We start from the raw sequence: 19,182 nt of genomic DNA, 5'->3' as shown, positions 1-19,182 counted from the left end.
ATCAGGATGCCGCAATATGCGCGAAGGCCAGGCTGCCCGCGACGCCTTCTGCACCGATCGTGTGATCGGCAATGCGCTTGTTGAAGATGGTGATTTCAGGTGCCGCAACGATGTCGATGGCAGGAACGTCATCAACGAGGATCTGCTGTATTTCCTTCCATTGCGCGACGCGCTTGTCCGGATCGATCTCGACAGCGGCAGCTTCCAGCAGCGCATCCACCTTGGGATTGCTGTAGGCGGCGCCATTGGAGAAGGGCACACCCTTCTTGAAGTTCTTGGACCAGTAGAGCCGCTGCACACCGACTGTCGGGTCGAAGAGATTGCTCATGCCCTCATAGGCAAAGTCGAAATCACGATCCGTATAGATGCGCTTCGTGTAGGTGGCGAAATCCTGCGTCCGCACCGTCACATCCACGCCAACCTTTGCCAGTGCCTGGCGAATGTAGTCCGCGCCACGCGGATAGGCCTCGGTGCTCGGCACATAGTCCAGATTGAGCTTGAAACGGATACCATCCGCGCCGCGCTTGTATCCCGCCTCGTCCAGCAGCGCTTCGGCCGCCTTCAGATCGATCGGATAGGTCTTCAGATCCTCGACAAACCATTTCGTCAGCTTCGGATTGATCGGGCCGGTGATTGTCGCGCCATAGCCATAATTGACCGTGTTGAAGATGACTTTGCGGTCGATCACATGCGCGAAGGCACGGCGGACGCGGACATCCTTGAACACGTCCTTCTCGAGGTTGAACTCCACGCGGCTGATCGAATTGGTATATTGATAGCCATTGGTCTCGAAGCCGAGGCTCGGCAGCTCCTTCAGCCGGTCGAGATCGCTATAGGCGACCGGCGTGCTGGGCGCGAGATCGATTTCACCGGTTTCGATGGCAATCGCCCGGGCCGAAGCATCAGGAATGAAGCGAACAATCAGCTTGTCGAGATAGGGGCGCGGCGCATCCCAATAATCGGCATTACGCTCGAAAACGATATGACTGCCCCGCACCCACTCCTTGAACTTGAACGGGCCGGTGCCAACAGGTGCGAGATTGATGGGATTTTCGGTAACTTTCGTGCCTTCATAAAGATGCTTGGGCACGATAGGCGTTTCAGCAGCGGCAAGCGCCGTTATCAGATACGGCGCAGGCTTGGAAAGAACCAGCACGGCCGTCAGATCATCCGGGGTCTCGACACTGGTGAGGTTCAGGAAGGTATTGCGCCCGCGCGGATGCACTTCATTGATGGTGTTGATGGAGAACGCCACATCGGCAGATGTGAAAGGCTGGCCGTCATGCCATTTTACACCGGGTCTCAGATTGAAGGTGTAACGCAGGCCATCGCCGCTGACATCCCATGATTTGGCCAGGAGCGGCTTGGGATTGAGGTCGAAATCATAGGTCAGCAGCCCTTCAGTGACCTTGGGCGATATGTAGACGGAATTATAGGCCGTGTGCGCGATCGTCGTCAGAACCGGCGGCTCCGATGAGATGAGCAAAGTGGCCGTTCCGCCGCTTGCCGGCTCTGCTGCGTTGAGCCTCAGCCCCGGCAACGACACCACGCCAAGCGCCACCGACGCCAGCAGAAATCCGCGGCGCGTCGTCTGGTTGAAAACAGTCATGCGATACATCTCCTTAATTGAACCGGCGAAAAACCGGCAAAACTGAACGGCCGCGCTTGGGAAGAAGTTTGTTCCGCAGACGAGAGTGAGATTGGCATGAAGCACCAACCATTCTCATAAATAGGAATTATCTTTTCTTTATGGCGCATTTTTCCGTAAATTTCAGAAAATAATTCTATTACTCTTTGACAAATTCCATAAAATTAGTCAACTAATACCAACGCCTTTACGGGCCGATTTCATGTTTTCAAGCGAATGGACTGGAGCCGATGTCGAATTCGAAACGGATTTTATCGCAGGCAAGGCGGGTGGCCATTCAGGCCGTCCCGACGGTTCTCGGTATCGTCATCCTGAACTTCTTCCTGCTGCAGCTGGCGCCTGGTGATGCGGCTGACGTGCTGGCCGCGGAAGCGGGTTCGGCGACCGTCGAGACCATGGCCGAAATTCGCTCACGCTTCGGGCTCGACCTGCCGGTCGTCCATCAGCTCATGAACTATCTCGGCAATCTGGCCCAGTTCAGCCTCGGCTTTTCACCCCGCTACGGCATGCCGGTCGCCGATCTTATCGGCCAGCGGTTGCCCGGCACGCTGGCGCTGATGGGAGCAGCACTTGGCATTGCGATTTTCGTCGGCGTTTTCCTCGGCTCCATCATGGCGCTCTTTTCCGGCAAGCTGCCGGACCGGATCATTTCGATTGGCTCGCTAATCTTTTATTCCGTGCCGGGCTTCTGGATCGGCCTGATGCTTATCCTCACCTTCTCGGTCAAGCTCGGCTGGCTTCCGTCTGGCGGCGACAGCACCATCGGCAGCAGCCTCACCGGCCTCGACGCCCTTCTGGACAGGCTGCGCTATATCGTTCTCCCCGCCCTTTCGCTGGCGCTTTATTTTCTAGCGATTTATGCCCGCCTCACCCGCGCGGCGATGCTGGAAGTCAAATCCCAGGACTATGTGCGCACGGCACGGGCAAAAGGCGTTTCACCCTTCCGGCTCACCACACGCCATATTCTGCGCAACGCACTCATCCCAATCACCACCATGGCCGGCATGCATATTGGTGGCCTGCTGGGCGGTGCGGTCGTGGTCGAGACCGTCTTCAGCTGGCCAGGCCTTGGCCGTCTTGCTTTCGAGGCCGTCATGGCCCGCGATTTCAGCGTGCTGCTCGGCATTCTGCTTCTGTCTTCCCTTGTCGTCATCATTGTCAATGCCGCCGTGGACCTGTTGCAGGCATGGCTCGACCCCCGCATCGGAGAAAGCCGATGAATTCCTCCCAGACATCAGCAGTTCTCGACGCGGCCGAACTCAGTGCCGAAGAGAGCAATCCCAAACCTAAAAAACCTGAAGAAAAAGTCTGGCCCTATATCCATGCGCCGGACGCGCTTTCAGCCCGCTCCGTCTCCGTGCCGCGGCGCGGCTTGCGGCGGGAACTGAAGATTTTCCTGACCAATCCCAACGCCATCGTTGGGCTGCTGTTTCTTGCCACCGTCCTCATCGCCGCTGTCACGGCCCCGCTGATCTATCCGGGCGATCCGCTGGAAATGGTGGCCCGCCCCTTCCTCTGGCCCGGCCAGAATCCAGCCTATCCGCTCGGCACCGATTCCATGGGTCGTGATGTGCTGGCGGGCATCGTGCATGGCGCACGCATCTCGCTCACCGTCGGTGTCGTCGCCACCCTGATCGGGCTGACGATCGGCATAACAATCGGTGCTTTCGCCGGTTATTTCGGTGGCGTCATCGACGATATTCTCGTGAAGATCATCGAAATCTTCCAGACATTGCCGAACTTCGTGCTGCTGGTGGTGCTCGTCGCTATCGCCCAGCCTTCGGTCACCACGGTAACCTCGGCAATCGGCATCATTACCTGGCCACTTGTTGCGCGCCTGACCCGCGCCGAATTCCGCGCCATCCGCGAGAAGGACTATGTGCTTGCCGCACGAAGCCTCGGTTATGGCCATGCGCGTATCGTGTTTCAGGAAATTCTGCCCAACGCCCTGCCGCCGATCATCGTCACCTCCTCCGTCATGGTGGCGGGTGCGATCCTCATGGAAGCAGCCCTTTCCTTCATGGGACTTGGCGACCCCAACCGTGTTTCCTGGGGTTCGATGATCGGGTCGGGACGCGACGTCATTCGCACCGCCTGGTATCTGACCGCCCTTCCCGGCCTCGCCATCGTCTTCACCGTCATTTCGCTGAACCTCATCAGCGACGGTCTCAACGATGCGCTCAACCCCCGTTTTTCGGAGGAACGCCGATGAGCAAACTTATCGAAGTCCACGATCTCTCCGTCAGCTTCGGCTCAGCACAACCGGTCAAGGGCGTCAGCTTCGATGTGCAGTCCGGCGAAATGCTTGCAATCGTCGGCGAAAGCGGCTCGGGAAAATCGCTGACTGCGCTCGGCCTGATCGGCCTGTTGCCGTCGCATGCAAAAACCGGCGGGCGTGTTCTGCTCGAAGGCCGCGATCTCCTGCCGCTTTCCGAGCGGCAATGGCGAGGCATTCGCGGCCGCGATATCGGCATGATCTTTCAGGAACCGATGACGTCGCTGAACCCGGTCCTGACGGTGGGCGAACAGATCATCGAGGTGCTGCGCATCCATGAAAGGATCGACAGGCACCAGGCGCGCAAACGCGCCATCGAGCTTCTGGACCTCGTAAATATTCCCGACGCCCAGCGCCGCGTGGACGATTATCCACACCAGCTTTCCGGCGGCATGCGCCAGCGCGTCATGATCGCCATCGGCGTTGCCTGCAATCCCAAACTACTGATCGCCGATGAGGCGACGACCGCGCTCGACGTGACGATACAGGCGCAGATCCTGCAGCTGCTCGACAATCTGCGCCGCGATCTCAACATGGCCGTCATCCTCATCACCCACGATCTTGGCATTGTGGCGCAATGGGCCGACCGGGTGATGGTAATGTATGCCGGCCGCAAGGTGGAAGAAGGATTGCCTGAACCGGTTTTCTCCAATCCTTACCACCCCTATACGCGCGGCCTGCTGGCTGCCTCTCCGCGCGCCGAAGACGGCCAGCATTATCGCGACGGGCCACTCATCGAAATTCCGGGTTCAATCGTTTCCGCTACGGGCGAGCGCGGCTGCGCCTTCCGGCCACGCTGTCCGAGCGCCCGCGGTTTCTGCGGGCAGTTCGTACCGCCGCTGAGGCTCGTCTCGGAAGGCCGCTACGCCGCCTGCCCCTTCGTATCCCCCACATCCCAAGAGGTATCTGATGACGCTCTTGTCAGTGCATAGTCTTTCCACCCACTATTCGGGAGGACGCGGAACAGTCCGCGCCGTCGACGATGTGTCGCTCGACATCGAGGCGGGCGAGACCGTGGCGCTGGTGGGTGAATCAGGCTGCGGCAAATCCTCGCTCGGCAAGTCGCTGATGCGGCTGGTGGAGCCCACTTCTGGCAGGATCACCTTCAAGGGCGCCGATGTCACGGCGATGTCGTCGTCGCAGCTGCGCGGCATCCGCCGCCGCATCCAGATGATCTTTCAGGACCCATTCGCGTCGCTCAATCCGCGCCAGACGGTGCGAACCATCCTTACCGGGCCGTTGAAGGTGCACGGCATTGGCGACAGGGCGCAACAGCGGGAGATCGTCGAGGCGATCGTCGCGCAGGTGGGTCTGCCACCGGATGCACTCGACCGCTATCCGCACGAGTTTTCCGGCGGCCAGCGCCAGCGCATCGGCATTGCCCGGGCGCTCGTTCTCGAGCCGGAACTGGTCGTCTGCGACGAGCCTGTCTCGGCGCTCGATCTTTCCATACAGGCGCAGATCCTCAACCTTCTGGTGGAGATGAAGAAACGGCTTTCGTTGTCCTATCTCTTCGTATCCCACGACCTTTCGGTCGTACGCTATTTTTCCGATCGCGTTCTCGTCATGTATCTCGGCAAGATCGTGGAAAGCGCGCCGACCGCGGAGCTTTGGGCCTCGCCGAAACACCCCTATACCCGTGCGCTTCTCGCAGCCGTTCCCGATCCCGCGCGCCGCAAGCAGGCAGCGCCCATTTCCGGCGACCTGCCGAGCCCCCACAACCCGCCATCCGGCTGCCGGTTTCACACCCGCTGCCCGCTCGCCACCGATCTCTGTCGCGAAAAAGCGCCGGATTACACCCTTTTCGGCAAGAACCACGCCGTGGCTTGCCACCATGCCCAATAAACTGAAGGAGCAACCATAATGGTCGACTATCGCTATCTCGGACGCAGCGCGCTGAAAGTTTCACCGCTGAGCCTCGGCACGATGATGTTCGGAGGCCCGACGCCGGATGACGTGGCCTTCCGCATCATCGACAAGGCACGCGAGCAGGGCATCAACTTCATCGACACTGCCGATGTCTATCACGACGGCAAGTCGGAAGAAGTCGTTGGTCGCGGTATCAAGGCCAGTCGCGATCACTGGGTTCTGGCAACGAAATTCGTCAATTCCCACACCAAGGGTCCGAACCTTGGCGGCCATTCGCGCAAATGGGTGATCGAGACCGTCGAGAATTCGCTTCGCCGTCTCAACACCGACTACATCGATATCCTCTATTTCCACCGCGCCGTCTTCGACGCGCCGCTGGAAGAACCGGTACGCGCCATTGCCGATCTCATCCGTGCCGGCAAGCTGCGCTATTTCGGCGTTTCCAACTTCCGGGGCTGGCGCATTGCCGAAATTTCGCATTTGGCCGATCAGCTCGGCATCGACCGGCCTATCGCCAGCCAGCCGCTTTACAACATCGTCAACCGCACAGCCGAAGCCGAGCAGCTGCCCGCGGCACATAATTACGGGCTGGGCGTCGTTTCCTATTCGCCGCTGGCACGTGGCGTGCTGACCGGCAAATATCAGCCGGGTGAGCAGCCGGGCGCAGATACCCGTGTCGGCCGTGGCGACAAGCGGGTTCTGGAAACCGAATGGCGCCCCGAGTCGGTCGAAATCGCCCAGAAGGTTGCGGCGCACGCCGCATCAAAGGGTGTTTCGGCAGCGGATTTTGCGCTCGCCTGGGTGCTGAACAACAAGTTCGTCACCGCCGCGATCACCGGCCCGCGCACTGAAGACCATTGGGACGGTTACGTCCGCGCCCTCGATGTGAAGATCGATGCGGAAGACGAGGCGCTGGTCGACAGCCTTGTGACGACAGGCCATCCCTCGACACCCGGCTTCAACGATCCGAGCCATCCCGTCGAAGGCCGCGTGCCGCGCAATATCGAACCGGCTCCCCGCCCGGTCGTCAAGCCGCGCGCGGTCGCCTGATCGTCCAGAAGAAAATGCCTGCGGCGCGACCGTGCCGCAGGTCATCACATCCGCTCAGGGAAAATCCGCAATGTCCAATCCTAAAATACAGACCGCAACCACCGATAATTCCAGCGTGCCGAGCCGAGACGACATTCTGGCCCGCGCCAGGGACATTGCGGCTGTTGCCGCCAAGGATGCCGCTCGCCGTGAGCGTCAGCGGGAACTTCCCTTCGAAATCTTCGGCCTGATCAAAGAAGCCAAGATCGGCACGCTGCGCATCCCCGAGGCCAAAGGCGGGCCGGGAGGCTCGATTGCGGACTATATAGAAGTCCTGATGATCCTCGGGGAAGCCGACAGCAATATTCCGCACGCACTCCGAAGCCATTTCAATTTCACCGAAAACCTCGCTCTCACACCGATCGAGCTTGAGGATCGGCGGCACCTCGAAAATGTCCTCACCGGCAAGCTCTTTGCGGGCGCCAGCACGGAACAGGGGACCAAACGCCCCGGCGAAATCACCACGCGCCTCAGCGCCGATGGCGACCGTTATCGTCTGAACGGCCGCAAATGGTATGCGACCGGTACCGCCTTCGCAGATTTCGGCACCTTCAGCGCTGTCGGCGACGACGAACAGCCGATCGGCGTCCTCATTCCGCTTGATCGGCCCGGGATCACCATTCTCGACGACTGGGACAGCATGGGCCAGCGCATGACGGCAAGCGGCGGCGTTTTGCTTGAAAATGTCGAGGTGCTCCCGCATGAGCTGACGACCCGCAAGCTCGGCAGCCAGATCGGGCGCCACAGCTCGGCCATGCGACAGTTGCATCTCGCTGCCTCTGCCGCCGGTGCCGTTCAGGGTGCACTCAACGACGGCATCGACTATGTTCTGCGCCAGGCGCGCACCACTCTCCACAGCAGCGCCGAAACCGCCAATCAGGACCCCTTTGTGCAAAAGATGCTCGGCGAGATCAGCGCCGGTGCCTTCGCCGTCAAGACGCTGATCCGCGAGGCGGCAAGAACGCTCGACAGGACCGCCGCCGCCTTTTCCAGCGGCGACGAAGAGGCGATAGAAGCGGCTTTGCTGGAAGGTTCTCTCGCCACCGCCCGTACCCAGATCATCGCATCGCAGCTTTCGCTGACGGTCGCCACCAACCTTTACGAACTCGGCGGCGGATCGGCGACGTCCAGCGAGCGGAATTTCGACCGCCACTGGCGCAACATCCGCACGGTCTACAACCACAATCCGCTTGCCCACAAGGCGCGTGTCATCGGCGACTACTATCTCAACGGCACCACGACGCACCTCAGGGAAGGCCGGGTATTCTAGCCATGAAGGGAAAACGGCCATGAGAACGGAATTCATCCCTCCTTCGGTCGCAAGAGCGGCTTTCCGGTTGCCGACGCTTTCCCGGCTGCCGCCGCTGACGGCCCTGCGCGCATTTGTCGTGGCCGCGCGTCACGCCAGCTTCTCGCGGGCCGCGGAAGAACTGCATGTCTCGACTGCCGCAATCGGCCAGCAGGTGCGCAGTCTGGAAACCCATCTCGGGCAAACACTCTTCAGCCGCCAGCGCGGCGAGCTGGTGCTGACCGAGGCCGGCAGCACGCTTTACCCCGGCCTTGCGGACGCTTTCGAGACTATGATCGGCAGCCTTTCCGATCTCATGGCCTCCGGCGGCCGGCGGCAGGTGAAGGTTCTGGCGGAAGGCTGTTTTGCGGCCCGATGGCTGGCGCCGCGGTTGGGAACCATCGTTCCAGCCCTTGGAGACGTAGATATCTCGATTGAATCTCTCGAGGGCGACGCCATCGACCTCACGCATTTCGATGCCGATTGCGCGATCGTCGCCACCCACGGACAAATCCCCGGTTTCATTCACGAACCGCTTTTTGCCGACACCGTCAGTGCCGTCTGCACCCCGGATTTTGCGACCCGCCACCAGCTTAATGGTAAACCCGAGCGGCTTCGGGATATCTCTTTTGCGATGTTGCGCGGCAATGGCGCCGATGCTGCCTTCGAATGGGCAAATTGGCTGCGCGCCTGCCGCATTCCGCTTCGGCTTTCCGCAACCGGACCGCGCTTTTCGCGTCAGACCGCGCTGATAGAGGCACTCTTGTCCAGCCACGGCATCGGCCTTGCGCGCCACTCGCTCATTTCCGAAGAGCTTCGAACCGGCCGTCTGATCGCACCTTTCGGCGCACCTCAGCCGACCGCCAGCCGGTATCATCTTCTGACCAGTCCTGACAGGCGGCGGCTGCCGGAAATCGCATCTCTACTCGCCTTGTTGCGCGAGAATACACGCTCACTCGAAGCCGCCGCCTGAGCACGCCCGTCCCACATCAGGCGCGTTCCCTTTGCAACTCCCTGGTCGTATGGATGTTTTCCGGCCGGGGCAGGCCGTAATGATCACGCAGCGTGTTGCCCTCGTAGTCCTCGCGGAACAGCCGGCGCTGTTTGAGGATCGGCACGACCTCGTCGACGAAAATATCGAACCCGCCATTCAGCCATGGTGGCATGATGTTGAAGCCGTCGGCAGCACCTTCACGGAACCAGGTCTCTATCCAGTCTGCCACCTGTTCCGGCGTTCCCGAAATCACCTTGTGGCCGCGCCCGCCGGCAAGCCGGTGCAACAATTGCCGGATCGTCGGATTTTCCCGATCGATGACATCGAGAACCAGTTGATGCCGGCTGCTATCCGCCTGCGCGCGCGTCGCTTCCACCGCCTCCTTCGGCAACGGCTGATCGAGATCGGCCGATGAGAGATCAATGCCTGTAATGCGCTGCAACTGCCCAAGCGAAAAGGCCGGCTGGATGAGATTGTTGAAACTCGCCTCGAGCTTTCGCGCCTCCTCTTCGGTGGAGGCGATGAAGGGGCTGATCCCCGGCAGGATTTTCACATGGGCGGGATTGCGCCCCGTGGCCGCCACGCGCCTCTTGATGTCGGAATAAAAAGACCGCGCACTCTCCAGAGTTTGATGCGCGGTAAAGATTGCCTCGGCATAACGGGCAGCAAAGCCACGGCCGTCCTCCGAAGAGCCGGCCTGCACATAGACCGGCCTGCCCTGCGGCGAGCGTGGCAGGTTAAGCGAGCCCCGCACCCGGTAGAACTCGCCCTCGTGACTGGCAGGATGGATGCGGTCGGTATCGGCGAAAAGACCGCTCTCCTTGTCGGCGACGATGGCATCGTCTTCCCAGCTGTCCCAGAGCTTCGTCACCACATCGACGAACTCAGTCGCCTGCCGGTAACGGTCGGCATGCGGCGGATGCTGCTGGAGATTGAAGTTTCCGGCCGCCGCATCGGCCGAGGTCGTCACGATGTTCCAGCCCACCCGGCCGCCGCTGATATGATCGACCGAGGCGAACAGCCGCGCGAGATTGTAAGGCTCGTAATAGGTGGTGGAGGCCGTCGCAATGAAGCCGATCTTTTCGGTGACGGCCGCCAAGGCCGCCAGCATGGTGATCGGTTCCAGCCGGTGCCGGGCGGCATAGCGGATATTAGCGTCCAGCACCGGCGCATCGGCAAAGAAAATGGCATCCAGCTTTGCCGCCTCGGCCTTGCGGGCGATATCCTGGTAGAGCCTTATATCCGTGATGCGCAGTGGCTCCGACTCGGGGTGGCGCCAGGCTGCTTCATGGTGTCCACCCGGATAGATGAACGCATTGAGGACCAGCTTCTCGGATTTTCTGCTCATGGCGATGAACCCTTTTCAACTTTGACGCGGCTTTAAACGAGAGGTGAGGATGCGCTTACGCCTCCTTCGTCACCCACGCTTTGGCGAGATTGCCGCTGAGCCCCTCCGCCCCTGTCGCGTAATCCTTGATGCGGACGCTGCCGACGACCGGCTGGATTGGCGAAACGAGATTGATGACGGGAAGATCCTTGGCGACGACGACCTGAAACTCCTTGAAGAAGGCTGCGCGCTTTTCGATATCCGGCTCCACCGCGGCCGCTTCCAGCAGCCGGTCCACTTCCGGATTGGCGTAGTGGCTGGCGTTTGAGAACGGCAGGCCGATCTTGAAGTTCTTGCTCCAGTAGACACGCTGCACGCCGGCCGTCGGATCGAAGGTATTGGAGAGGGATTCGACTGAAAGGTCCCAGGCGCGATCGGTATAAACGACCTTCACATAGGTGCCGAAATCGAATTTCTGGATATCCGCCTCGATGCCGATCTTGGAAAGCGCCTGCGCTATGAAATCCGAATAGGTCTGCGGGTTGAACGGGTTGGTGGTGACCCTGAGCTTGAAGCGCTTGCCGCCATCCTTGCGCGGAAAGCCCGCCTCATCCAGCAGCTTTTCCGCCAGCGCGACGTCGAATTTGGCAAAACCGATATCCGGATTGTGGAACTTCGCAAGGCCGGGGCTGATCGGCGTGGGCGATGGCACGGCGTAACCGTAAAGCACGGTATCGATCAGCGCCGGAACGTCGATCGCGTGGGCAATAGCCTGCCTCACCTTCAATTCCTTGAGATATTCGTTCTCAAGGTTGATGACGAGCTGGTTCTGCTGGCCGGCATAGGCGTAGATGCGGTCATCCACCTTCAGCGTCGGAATGGATTTCAGCCGTTCCAGATCGGCAAGCGCCACCGGGTTCGGGCCAATGTCGCCCTCTCCGGTTTCCAGCGCCGCCGCGCGAGCGCCCGCATCATTGATGAGGCGAATGATGACGCGGTCGAGATAAGGACCTGACGCGTCCCAGTAGTCGGCATTCTTTTCCAGAAGAATATGGCTTCCCGGCACCCATTCCTTCAGGACGAAGGGACCGCTGCCGATGATCTGGGCGGGTTTTGGATTGTCAGTCGGCTTGAAGGTCTCGAAGATGTGCTTTGGCACAACAGGCGATTCCGACGAGGCGAGCGCGGTTATCAATCCCGGCGCCGGCTTGGAAAGCTTCACCTTCGCGACCAGCGGATCGGAAGTATCGACGCTTTCAACATGCGAGAAAGTCGCCCGGCCGCGCGGATGGGCTTCCTTCAGCCGCAGGATCGAGAACTCCACATCTGCCGATGTCACCGGCTTGCCGTCATGGAACTTCGCATTCGGCTGCAGATGAAAGATATATTCCAGCCCGTCGGCGGAAACGCTCCATTCTTTGGCAAGGCTCGGCTTGGGCGAAAGTTCGTAATCGTACGTCAAAAGCCCGTCATAAATCTTCGATCCGATGAACTGCGGACCGCCCGCACTGGTATTGATTGCCACGAGCTGCGTCGGCTCGGGAAAATAGACGATCTTGAGCGTACCGCCCGAAACGGGCTCTTCAGCAGCAGCGAAAGAACCACCTGGCAGCGCCACGAAAGCGCCGGCGGCGAGTGCAATTTTATGAAACTGGCGTCTGGAAAAGGTCATGTCTATCTCCGATAAAAATCCGATGTGCGGGGTGCGGCATCTCAGTGCAGTTGCGGGAACCCGTGACGCTCGGCGAGGATTTGCAAAATGCGTTTCGTGTCCTGAATGAAGTGCGTGTCGCCTTTGGTCGTCGCATCGGCTGGTGCATCGCCGGTAAAGACGAACAGCGGCAACGACTGGTTTTCCTCACCCACGACGGCGATGACCGCTTCGCGCGGACGCTGAAAACCGACCCGGTGGATATCAATCCCGGCGGCAAGGTCCGGAAAGGCGGCAAGCAGGCCTTCGATCTGGTTACAATGCGGGCAGACGAACCGGACACCGGGGTGCTTGGGGTCTTCAAAACCGGGGGCGATCAAAAAAAGCGTATCCTTGGCCATGGCATCCATCGTGTGCGGGTGAGATTTCATGGACACAGTGCAGGCAGAGAAATCAGAGGTCCAGAAAGCTATTCTTCCCGCAAAACGAAGAATTCCTTCGCCCTAAATTATTGAAGAAATTGATTTTTTTAGAGTTCCGATAATTGGCATCACCGTTCCTGCCCGCCTGTTCCAAAGGCAACGTTTTTCCCGAAAAAGCCGTTATCCCGCGATAGTGAAAAAAGGCCGGAGGGCCGTTTTCAGCAATAAAAAACCCGGCAAAATTGCCGGGTTTTTTATTGCCATATGCAAAACGCTCACTCGTTCTTCCAGGCCGTCGACAGATCGCCATAGGCAATGTCGATTGTGGTGACGAGAGACTGCAGGCTGGTGTTGCGCAGAATGACGGTCGGCAGGGCGACGATAGAGAAATTCGGCAATTCGTCACCGGTGATTTTCTGGATATCGTGGAACTGCCCCGCCCGTTTCGTTTCATCCACTTCAATCGCAGCGGCGCGGAAAAGATCATCCACCCTGGGATTGTTGTAGTGGGCGGCATTGACGTATGGCGCGGGTTTCTTGATGCCATCGGACCAGTAGAGCCGCTGCACGCCCGCTGTCGGATCAAACAACCGGCTGATGCCGTTCACCGTCAGGTCAAAACCGCGCTCCGTATAGACGCGCTTGATGAAGGTCGCGAGATCGCCTTCGACGATATCCACCTTCACGCCGAGCTTGCCGAAGGACGAGCGTAGATATTCGGAGGTTTTGCGGAAAACGTCGGAGGGCAGGAAGGCCAGCCGCAGCGAAAAACGCGTGCCATCCGCACCCCTCGGATACCCCGCCTTGTCCAGCAGCTCATTCGCTTTGGCCAGATCGAAGGGATAGGTAAAGGGCTTCTCGTCATTATAGGCGGTGAATACCGCTGGAATGTTCGAACCGGCGGGTTTCGCCGTGCCGAAAAAGATCGCGTCGTTGATGAAATTGCGGTCGATGGCATGTGCCAGCGCGTGCCGCACCTCCTTTTTCGCGAGGATCGGGTTCTCCAGATTGAACTCGAATACGGCGGCGTTATTGAGATAGGAGTCGGTATAGACCTCCACCGCAAGCTTGGGATTCTGCCGCAAACGCTCCAGATCGCTGTAGGAGACATCGGCGGTATAATCCGCCTCGCCCGTTTCCACCGAGATGGTGGTGGAGGCCGCGTCAGCGACGAACCGCGCCACGAAGCCATCGAGATAGGGAAGATCGGCCTGCCAGTAGTTCGGGTTCTTCCTGAGCTTCACATAGCTGCCGCGTTTCCATTCCTCAAACACAAAGGGGCCGGTGCCAACGGGCGCGTTGCCGTTCGGGCTCTCATTGTAGTTTTCCGAAGCATAGGCATGGGCCGGCAAAATGGGCGTTTCGCCACCGGTCAGCGCCCGCAGAAGATAGGGTGCAGGTTTGGAAAGCACCACTACCGCCGTCAGCGGATCGGGCGTTTCGATATCGGCAACATTGGCGAAAGTGATACGGCCGCGTGGGCCAACCTTCTTGAAGGCAAGCAGGGAAAATTTCACATCCTGTGCAGTGAAATCCTTGCCATCATGCCATTTGACGCCCTTGCGCAGCTTGAAGGTGTAGCGCAGCCCGTCGGCGGAGGTTTCCCAGCTTTCGGCGAGAACCGGATGCGGCTTGAACTCGCTGTCGAAGCGTACCAACCCTTCCAGGATCTTGGTGGAAATCGCGCGCGTTCGCGTATTGGAATCGGAAAGCGGCACAAGCGTCGTCGGCTCACCGAGACCCGCAAGGGTGACAATACCGCCCTTTTTCGGCGTTTCTGCCGCCAGCACCGGCACGGATGGCAGCAGCATGGCCGCACCTATCGCAGCACTCAAAAGCAATGTCTTACGTCTTGTAATATCCATGGATGTTTCCTCTTGCAGGCTTGTTTTCAAATTTCAGGCAGGCTTCAGCCGGGTTTCGACCAGTCGGGCAAACAAGGTGGCGCCGACCGGCAGGATGGCATCGTCGACAATGAAACCGGGATTATGGGCCGGCACGGTGCCGGAATGACCGAGGGTGAAAAACGCACCGGGCGCATGTTTCAGGAGGTCGGCGAAATCCTCGCTGCCCATGAAGCGGCTGGGCTCGGTGGAAACGCGCTCGTCTCCGAGAACTTCGCGCGCCACCCCGGCCACAATCTCCACCGACGCGTCGTGATTGGTCAGAACCGAGAATATGTCGCGAATATCCACCTCGGCGGTCAGGCCGTGAGCCGCGGCAACATGATCCGAGATGGTGCGGATACGGCCGCGGATCGTTTCACGCACGCTGTCGGAGAAGGCCCGCACCGTGCCTGCAATCGAGGCCGTTTCGGGGATGACGTTATAGGCAGATCCCGCCTCGATACGGGTGATCGACAAGACGGCCGGATCGGTCGGCGGCACATTGCGGCTGACGATGGTCTGCAATGCCTGGATGAGTTCACCCGTCGCCGGCACCGGATCACGCGAGACATCCGGGTGAGCCGCATGCGCGCCCCTGCCCTTCAGTCGGATATCGAAGAAATCGGCGCCTGCCAGAATGGTGCCGGGCGAAACCTTCAGATGGTTGGGTGCTGCATGGGAGGAATTGTGCAGCCCGTAAATTTCATCGACGGGGAAATCCTTGAACAACCCATCGGCGATCATGGCGCGTGCGCCACCCAGTCCTTCTTCGGCGGGCTGGAAAATGAAAATCACCGTGCCGGCGAAATCACGGGTTTCCGCCAGATAACGGGCGGTGCCAAGCAATATGGTGGTGTGCACATCATGCCCGCAGCCGTGGAACTTACCGGGATAGACCGATGCATAAGGCAGCCCTGTTTCTTCCGGCATCGGCAGGGCATCCATATCCGCCCTCAACCCGATTGAACGGTTGCCAGCATGACGGCCACGCAGCACGCCGACCACGCCGGTCTTGCCATAACCGCGATGCACCTCGATGCCCCAGGAGGTGAGCTTCTCGGCGACGATGCCAGAGGTGCGCACCTCTTCGAAACCGATTTCCGGATGCTGGTGCAGATCGTGGCGGATGGAGACGAGTTCGGGAACATAGGTCCCGATCCGGTCTATGACTTTCGGCGCGGGCGTTTTGACGGGATCGACGGCAATATTCACGGTATCTCCTCAGGGCAAAAAAGATCGTTCTCGCAATCTCTGTGATTGCGAAGTGCTAAGCTTCAGAACTGGAAATCTGAGGCGGGAGAGGCGTCAGAGCCTCAGGCCAGCCTCCTTCATCAAGGGCAGAATGCGCTCAGCGAAATATTCGAGATCTTCGCGGAAATCGTAGAAATTCAGCTGCACGCCATCGATGCCAGCCTTTTTCAAGCCGACAAGCTGCTCGACCACCTGCTCCGGCGAGCCGATGATTTCGATATTGCCGCCGAGATTGCGCCCCTGCTTGTGGCGTGCATCGCCGCGACCCCGCCAGGCATGGGCGTCGCTGTCGTAATTGTTGGTCGCAAAGGCACGGGTGCCGGGCTGCGGTTTTCCCGCCTCGATGGCGTCGGCATAGGCGATCGCTTGCCTCTCCGTATCGCGGCTGACGATGATCGGATTGATGAGCGTCTTCACATGACGGCCATAGGCCCTGGCGCGGTTCTTGATGGTGGCGATATGATCGGGAAGCGTTTCCAGCGCGCTGTCGATATGCGCGCCGCCGGGCGAGGTAACGAAAACCAGATCGGAATGGCGGGCGGCGAAATCGATACCGGCCGGCGAGCCGGTCGCCGTCACCAGCGGCGGGCGGCCAAAGGCGGGCTTTGGCGTTATCCAGCCGTTGTTGATGGCCCAGGGGTTAAGCTTGCCCTCGTAGGAGAAGTTTTCGGTTTCTCCCCACAGGCGATGCAGCACATCGAACAACTCGCCCGCCATGTCGTAGCGCTTGTCATGGTCGATCCGCTGCCAGCCGAACATTTCATGCTCTATGGCGCGATGGCCGGTGACGATGTTGATGCCCCATCGTCCCCTGGCGATATGATCCAGCGTTGCGCCATATTTTGCGAGATGAAGCGGATGCAGGGGCCCGTAAAGCACATGGATGGTGGAGATTAGAAGAATACTCTTCGTGACCGCCGCCATGGCGCCGAGTGCGATGAAACTGTCGAGCGAGGATTCGCCGTCATAACCGCCCTTGGGCAGCCATTGCGTGCGGCTGAACGCGATTTCGAAACCAAGCTCCTCCGCGCGCTTCACCAGCTCCGCGTTATAATCGAAGGTCCAGCTATTGCTGGTTGGGAGGCTGGAGAAGTTGATGTCCTGCAGATTGAGGAACAGCCCCAGCATCAGTGGCTGTTTCGCCGCGCGGCTGAGCGGGCTGTCTTCGAAATCAGTGGGGCATTTCAGTTCAGGACCTTCAGGCAGTGAAACAGTCAGCGCCATGTCTTTTCTCCCTCGGAATGATTACCCTGCGGGGTGGTCGCTGCCAGCCGGGCGCGCAAATAGGCCTCCACGCTGCGGGGCTGACGACCGGTAATCCGCTCGATGTTGTCGTTGACGGGGGCCGCGAGGCCCTCGCGGATAAGTTGGCCGAATTCACCAATCGCCTTCTGTTCGAAAGCTCCGATATGCGGTGGAAAAACGGAAGCGGAATGATGCGATATCCCCACGGGGCGATGCAGGATACGGGCCGCGATGCGGGCGATTTCCAGTGCCGTCAAGGCTTCACCGCCGGTTAGCACCAAGGCGCCGGAAACAGACGTGCTCGCAGTCAAGGCGTGAACCGCCACATCGGCTATATCGTCGGCATCAATGAAGGAAACGGCCGCATCGCCGAAACGGGTGGGCACATCCTCCCCCTGGCGTAGTGCTGCGACGACGGGTTCCAGCGCCACCTGCATCCAGGCATTCGGCCGCAGCACCGTATGCGCAATGCCGCTCCCGGCTAGATGTTTTTCGACCTCGGCATGGGCGGCACCCGAGATGGAGCGTGCGGCATTGGCGATGGTCCAGTCGGAGCCGGATATTTTCACGATCCGCGATACGCTGGCGGAGAGAGCGGCATCGATGACCGCGTTCTGGTCCGCCGCCAGCGTTTCACCGATTGGGGAAAGCAGGAACACCGTGTCTATCGCGCGTGAGGCCTCTTTCAGGCTGGCCGGATCGGAGAAATTCCCCTCCGAAATATCCACCCTGTCGCCCCAAAGCTTGAGCGCGTCCTCACCCCGGCGGGTCAGCACCCTAACCTTCGCCTCTTTCTGTAAAAGGCGGCTGACGACGCGTTGGCCGAGCTTGCCGGTTGCACCCGTTACAAGAATGGTTGCTGTCATGACGCCCTCACTTCGCCGCAGCCTGTTGCAGTAAAGAAAGGGCGCGCGGATCGGCCCAGTCGTTCACATCGAAATCGTCAGGGATGAATTTCCATTCCAGCAGGAAATCCTTGAAGTGGCTGAGCGCATCCAGCTCCGCCGGATCGAGATCGAGCCTCAGGTTACGGTACACATCCGCCCCGTTGGCGGCGATAACCGCTTCCTCGCTGACACCGATCTCGCGGGCGATGAAACGCACCGCTTCCGCCGGATTGGCGTTCGCCCAGCCGGCAACCCGCTGTACCGTGGCCACGAGGTCGGCGACGAGATCGGGCCTTTCATCGGCAAAGGTGGCATCCACGGTCAAAGGACGTGGCGTGCCGTTATTGATGCGGATTTTCGGATCGGGGTGAAACCCAGTCGACACGACGACGCGCGCGCCAATGAGATTGGCAACGGTGACGCCCTCCGCTCCTTTGACAAAAAACGCATCGATCTTTCCGCGATGCAATGCCGCGATCTCCTCCCCATAGGGCAGCCGTCGGCGCAGGCCATGGAACCTGTCGTCAGCCGGTCCGAGCAGCACCGGCTCGGTTGCGGTGAGATCGACCAGCTCGACCTCCGCCACGGAAAGGCCGGAAACGGTCAGTGCCGACACGATGCCCTTGAGCGATGTGGCGCGCTGGAAGTCGATGGTTTCGTTCGGTCGTTTCGGCAGCCCGATGCGCCGGCCCTTCAGCTCGCCGCCCTTTGTTATACCACTGGCTGGCAGCGCTATGACCGCCTGAAACTCGTCGGTCCTGGTCAAACCGACAAGACGCGTCTGGCGTCCGCCGGATTTTGCCCAGATAGGCGGAATATTACCGCCCTGACGGAATGACCAGTCCAGACGGTGATCGAAATGGCTCTGGCGAATGGCCGGATCCGCCGCATCGCGAATTGAGGACACAGTAATGCCGTGGCCGGCGAAACTCTCCTCGATCCAGCCAAGCTGCACCGCGATGGAAAGCGGCGTCGGCGCCGGGCAGCGCGTGTACCAGACGGTTTCAGGGTGGGTTATCTGGCGAAGGGCCGCATCAGCCATGGCGTTCGTCCTCTCAATTGCGATCTCTACGACACGCTACACGCCATAAAATATTTTCTATAGATAAAGTGTACTATTTGAGAGGCCATTGAGGAAATTCGTTTCCATATCATCATGGCTTCGTACTTCCGGTAAAATATCCTTTCGGAAATGGCGTCATCCTCGAGCGATACTTCGGCGGAGAGCGGCACGCGATGTGAGCATTTCCTTGCGGGAGTCGGCCATGTCTCAGAAGTTTTTCTTCTCCTGACAGCAAGGATTTTTAACTCGCGACCGGAACCCCGGCTGTTACGCTTCCCCGCAATTGT

16 protein-coding genes are annotated in these 19,182 nt (G+C 59.7%); 7 read left to right on the top strand and 9 right to left on the bottom strand.

Translation table 11 applies throughout. The features are described 5' to 3' along the window. Window position 1: 1 nt before the first annotated feature. Window positions 2–1,609, bottom strand: coding sequence for an ABC transporter substrate-binding protein (locus ACZ5A6_RS16490; RefSeq protein ID WP_464111172.1), 1,608 nt, complete (start codon window positions 1,607–1,609; stop codon window positions 2–4). A gap of 269 nt (window positions 1,610–1,878) precedes the next feature. Here ACZ5A6_RS16490 and ACZ5A6_RS16485 point away from each other — a divergent pair, with 269 nt between their 5' ends. From ACZ5A6_RS16485 to ACZ5A6_RS16455, 7 genes are all read left to right on the top strand, one after another. Next, window positions 1,879–2,868, top strand: coding sequence for an ABC transporter permease (locus ACZ5A6_RS16485; protein WP_065687801.1), 990 nt, complete (start codon window positions 1,879–1,881; stop codon window positions 2,866–2,868). After that, window positions 2,865–3,860: an ABC transporter permease gene (locus ACZ5A6_RS16480; protein WP_003511114.1), complete on the top strand. Its 996-nt coding sequence runs from the start codon at window positions 2,865–2,867 to the stop codon at window positions 3,858–3,860. Before ACZ5A6_RS16485 ends, ACZ5A6_RS16480 begins: the two co-directional genes overlap by 4 nt. Beyond that, window positions 3,857–4,855, top strand: coding sequence for an ABC transporter ATP-binding protein (locus tag ACZ5A6_RS16475; protein ID WP_013761673.1), 999 nt, complete (start codon window positions 3,857–3,859; stop codon window positions 4,853–4,855). The genes ACZ5A6_RS16480 and ACZ5A6_RS16475 overlap by 4 nt, the downstream gene beginning before the upstream one ends. Beyond that, window positions 4,833–5,768: an ABC transporter ATP-binding protein gene (locus tag ACZ5A6_RS16470; RefSeq protein WP_003511116.1), complete on the top strand. Its 936-nt coding sequence runs from the start codon at window positions 4,833–4,835 to the stop codon at window positions 5,766–5,768. The genes ACZ5A6_RS16475 and ACZ5A6_RS16470 overlap by 23 nt, the downstream gene beginning before the upstream one ends. 18 nt (window positions 5,769–5,786) lie before the next feature. Then, on the top strand, window positions 5,787–6,842 hold the full coding sequence (locus ACZ5A6_RS16465; protein ID WP_003511118.1) for an aldo/keto reductase: 1,056 nt from the start codon (window positions 5,787–5,789) through the stop codon (window positions 6,840–6,842). 70 nt (window positions 6,843–6,912) lie between these two features. Beyond that, complete coding sequence (locus ACZ5A6_RS16460; protein WP_111801096.1) at window positions 6,913–8,151, top strand: acyl-CoA dehydrogenase family protein; 1,239 nt, start codon at window positions 6,913–6,915, stop codon at window positions 8,149–8,151. A 19-nt stretch (window positions 8,152–8,170) separates the two neighbouring features. Continuing rightward, window positions 8,171–9,142, top strand: coding sequence for a LysR substrate-binding domain-containing protein (locus ACZ5A6_RS16455; protein WP_464111171.1), 972 nt, complete (start codon window positions 8,171–8,173; stop codon window positions 9,140–9,142). 16 nt (window positions 9,143–9,158) lie between these two features. Here the strand turns inward: ACZ5A6_RS16455 and ACZ5A6_RS16450 are convergent, their stop codons facing one another. The 8 genes from ACZ5A6_RS16450 to ACZ5A6_RS16415 form a co-directional block, all read right to left on the bottom strand. Continuing rightward, window positions 9,159–10,511 (bottom strand): LLM class flavin-dependent oxidoreductase, encoded by a 1,353-nt coding sequence (locus ACZ5A6_RS16450; protein ID WP_333717358.1) that lies wholly within the window; start codon window positions 10,509–10,511, stop codon window positions 9,159–9,161. Between the two features lie 55 nt (window positions 10,512–10,566). Continuing rightward, the gene (locus ACZ5A6_RS16445) at window positions 10,567–12,162 is read right to left on the bottom strand and encodes an ABC transporter substrate-binding protein (RefSeq protein ID WP_333717359.1); all 1,596 of its coding nucleotides are present in this window, start codon (window positions 12,160–12,162) and stop codon (window positions 10,567–10,569) included. 41 nt (window positions 12,163–12,203) lie between these two features. Beyond that, window positions 12,204–12,542, bottom strand: coding sequence for a DUF3088 domain-containing protein (locus ACZ5A6_RS16440; RefSeq protein WP_026330699.1), 339 nt, complete (start codon window positions 12,540–12,542; stop codon window positions 12,204–12,206). Between the two features lie 296 nt (window positions 12,543–12,838). Further along, window positions 12,839–14,428: an ABC transporter substrate-binding protein gene (locus ACZ5A6_RS16435; RefSeq protein WP_333717360.1), complete on the bottom strand. Its 1,590-nt coding sequence runs from the start codon at window positions 14,426–14,428 to the stop codon at window positions 12,839–12,841. 33 nt (window positions 14,429–14,461) lie between these two features. Beyond that, complete coding sequence (locus tag ACZ5A6_RS16430) at window positions 14,462–15,661, bottom strand: M20 aminoacylase family protein (protein WP_333717361.1); 1,200 nt, start codon at window positions 15,659–15,661, stop codon at window positions 14,462–14,464. Between the two features lie 93 nt (window positions 15,662–15,754). After that, the gene (locus ACZ5A6_RS16425; RefSeq protein WP_464111170.1) at window positions 15,755–16,924 is read right to left on the bottom strand and encodes an LLM class flavin-dependent oxidoreductase; all 1,170 of its coding nucleotides are present in this window, start codon (window positions 16,922–16,924) and stop codon (window positions 15,755–15,757) included. Then, on the bottom strand, window positions 16,915–17,811 hold the full coding sequence (locus ACZ5A6_RS16420) for an NmrA family NAD(P)-binding protein (protein WP_464111169.1): 897 nt from the start codon (window positions 17,809–17,811) through the stop codon (window positions 16,915–16,917). The genes ACZ5A6_RS16425 and ACZ5A6_RS16420 overlap by 10 nt, the downstream gene beginning before the upstream one ends. Window positions 17,812–17,818: 7 nt before the next feature. Further along, the gene (locus tag ACZ5A6_RS16415; protein WP_464111168.1) at window positions 17,819–18,874 is read right to left on the bottom strand and encodes an ABC transporter substrate-binding protein; all 1,056 of its coding nucleotides are present in this window, start codon (window positions 18,872–18,874) and stop codon (window positions 17,819–17,821) included. Window positions 18,875–19,182 lie beyond the last annotated feature (308 nt).

The sequence above is a fragment of the Agrobacterium sp. 6Ca8 genome, from assembly GCF_055382765.1.
This window is presented reverse-complemented; position numbering and strand designations above follow the sequence as displayed.

Bases quoted from the DNA above. Each gene is read 5' to 3' on its own strand.
- ACZ5A6_RS16475 (WP_013761673.1), top strand. From the start codon at position 3,857: ATGAGCAAACTTATCGAAGTCCACGATCTCTCCGTCAGCTTCGGCTCA.
- ACZ5A6_RS16425 (WP_464111170.1), bottom strand. From the start codon at position 16,924: ATGGCGCTGACTGTTTCACTGCCTGAAGGTCCTGAACTGAAATGCCCC.
- ACZ5A6_RS16435 (WP_333717360.1), bottom strand. From the start codon at position 14,428: ATGGATATTACAAGACGTAAGACATTGCTTTTGAGTGCTGCGATAGGT.
- ACZ5A6_RS16440 (WP_026330699.1), bottom strand. From the start codon at position 12,542: ATGGCCAAGGATACGCTTTTTTTGATCGCCCCCGGTTTTGAAGACCCC.
- ACZ5A6_RS16485 (WP_065687801.1), top strand. From the start codon at position 1,879: ATGTCGAATTCGAAACGGATTTTATCGCAGGCAAGGCGGGTGGCCATT.
- ACZ5A6_RS16420 (WP_464111169.1), bottom strand. From the start codon at position 17,811: ATGACAGCAACCATTCTTGTAACGGGTGCAACCGGCAAGCTCGGCCAA.
- ACZ5A6_RS16490 (WP_464111172.1), bottom strand. From the start codon at position 1,609: ATGACTGTTTTCAACCAGACGACGCGCCGCGGATTTCTGCTGGCGTCG.
- ACZ5A6_RS16480 (WP_003511114.1), top strand. From the start codon at position 2,865: ATGAATTCCTCCCAGACATCAGCAGTTCTCGACGCGGCCGAACTCAGT.
- ACZ5A6_RS16415 (WP_464111168.1), bottom strand. From the start codon at position 18,874: ATGGCTGATGCGGCCCTTCGCCAGATAACCCACCCTGAAACCGTCTGG.
- ACZ5A6_RS16465 (WP_003511118.1), top strand. From the start codon at position 5,787: ATGGTCGACTATCGCTATCTCGGACGCAGCGCGCTGAAAGTTTCACCG.
- ACZ5A6_RS16470 (WP_003511116.1), top strand. From the start codon at position 4,833: ATGACGCTCTTGTCAGTGCATAGTCTTTCCACCCACTATTCGGGAGGA.
- ACZ5A6_RS16445 (WP_333717359.1), bottom strand. From the start codon at position 12,162: ATGACCTTTTCCAGACGCCAGTTTCATAAAATTGCACTCGCCGCCGGC.
- ACZ5A6_RS16460 (WP_111801096.1), top strand. From the start codon at position 6,913: ATGTCCAATCCTAAAATACAGACCGCAACCACCGATAATTCCAGCGTG.
- ACZ5A6_RS16450 (WP_333717358.1), bottom strand. From the start codon at position 10,511: ATGAGCAGAAAATCCGAGAAGCTGGTCCTCAATGCGTTCATCTATCCG.
- ACZ5A6_RS16455 (WP_464111171.1), top strand. From the start codon at position 8,171: ATGAGAACGGAATTCATCCCTCCTTCGGTCGCAAGAGCGGCTTTCCGG.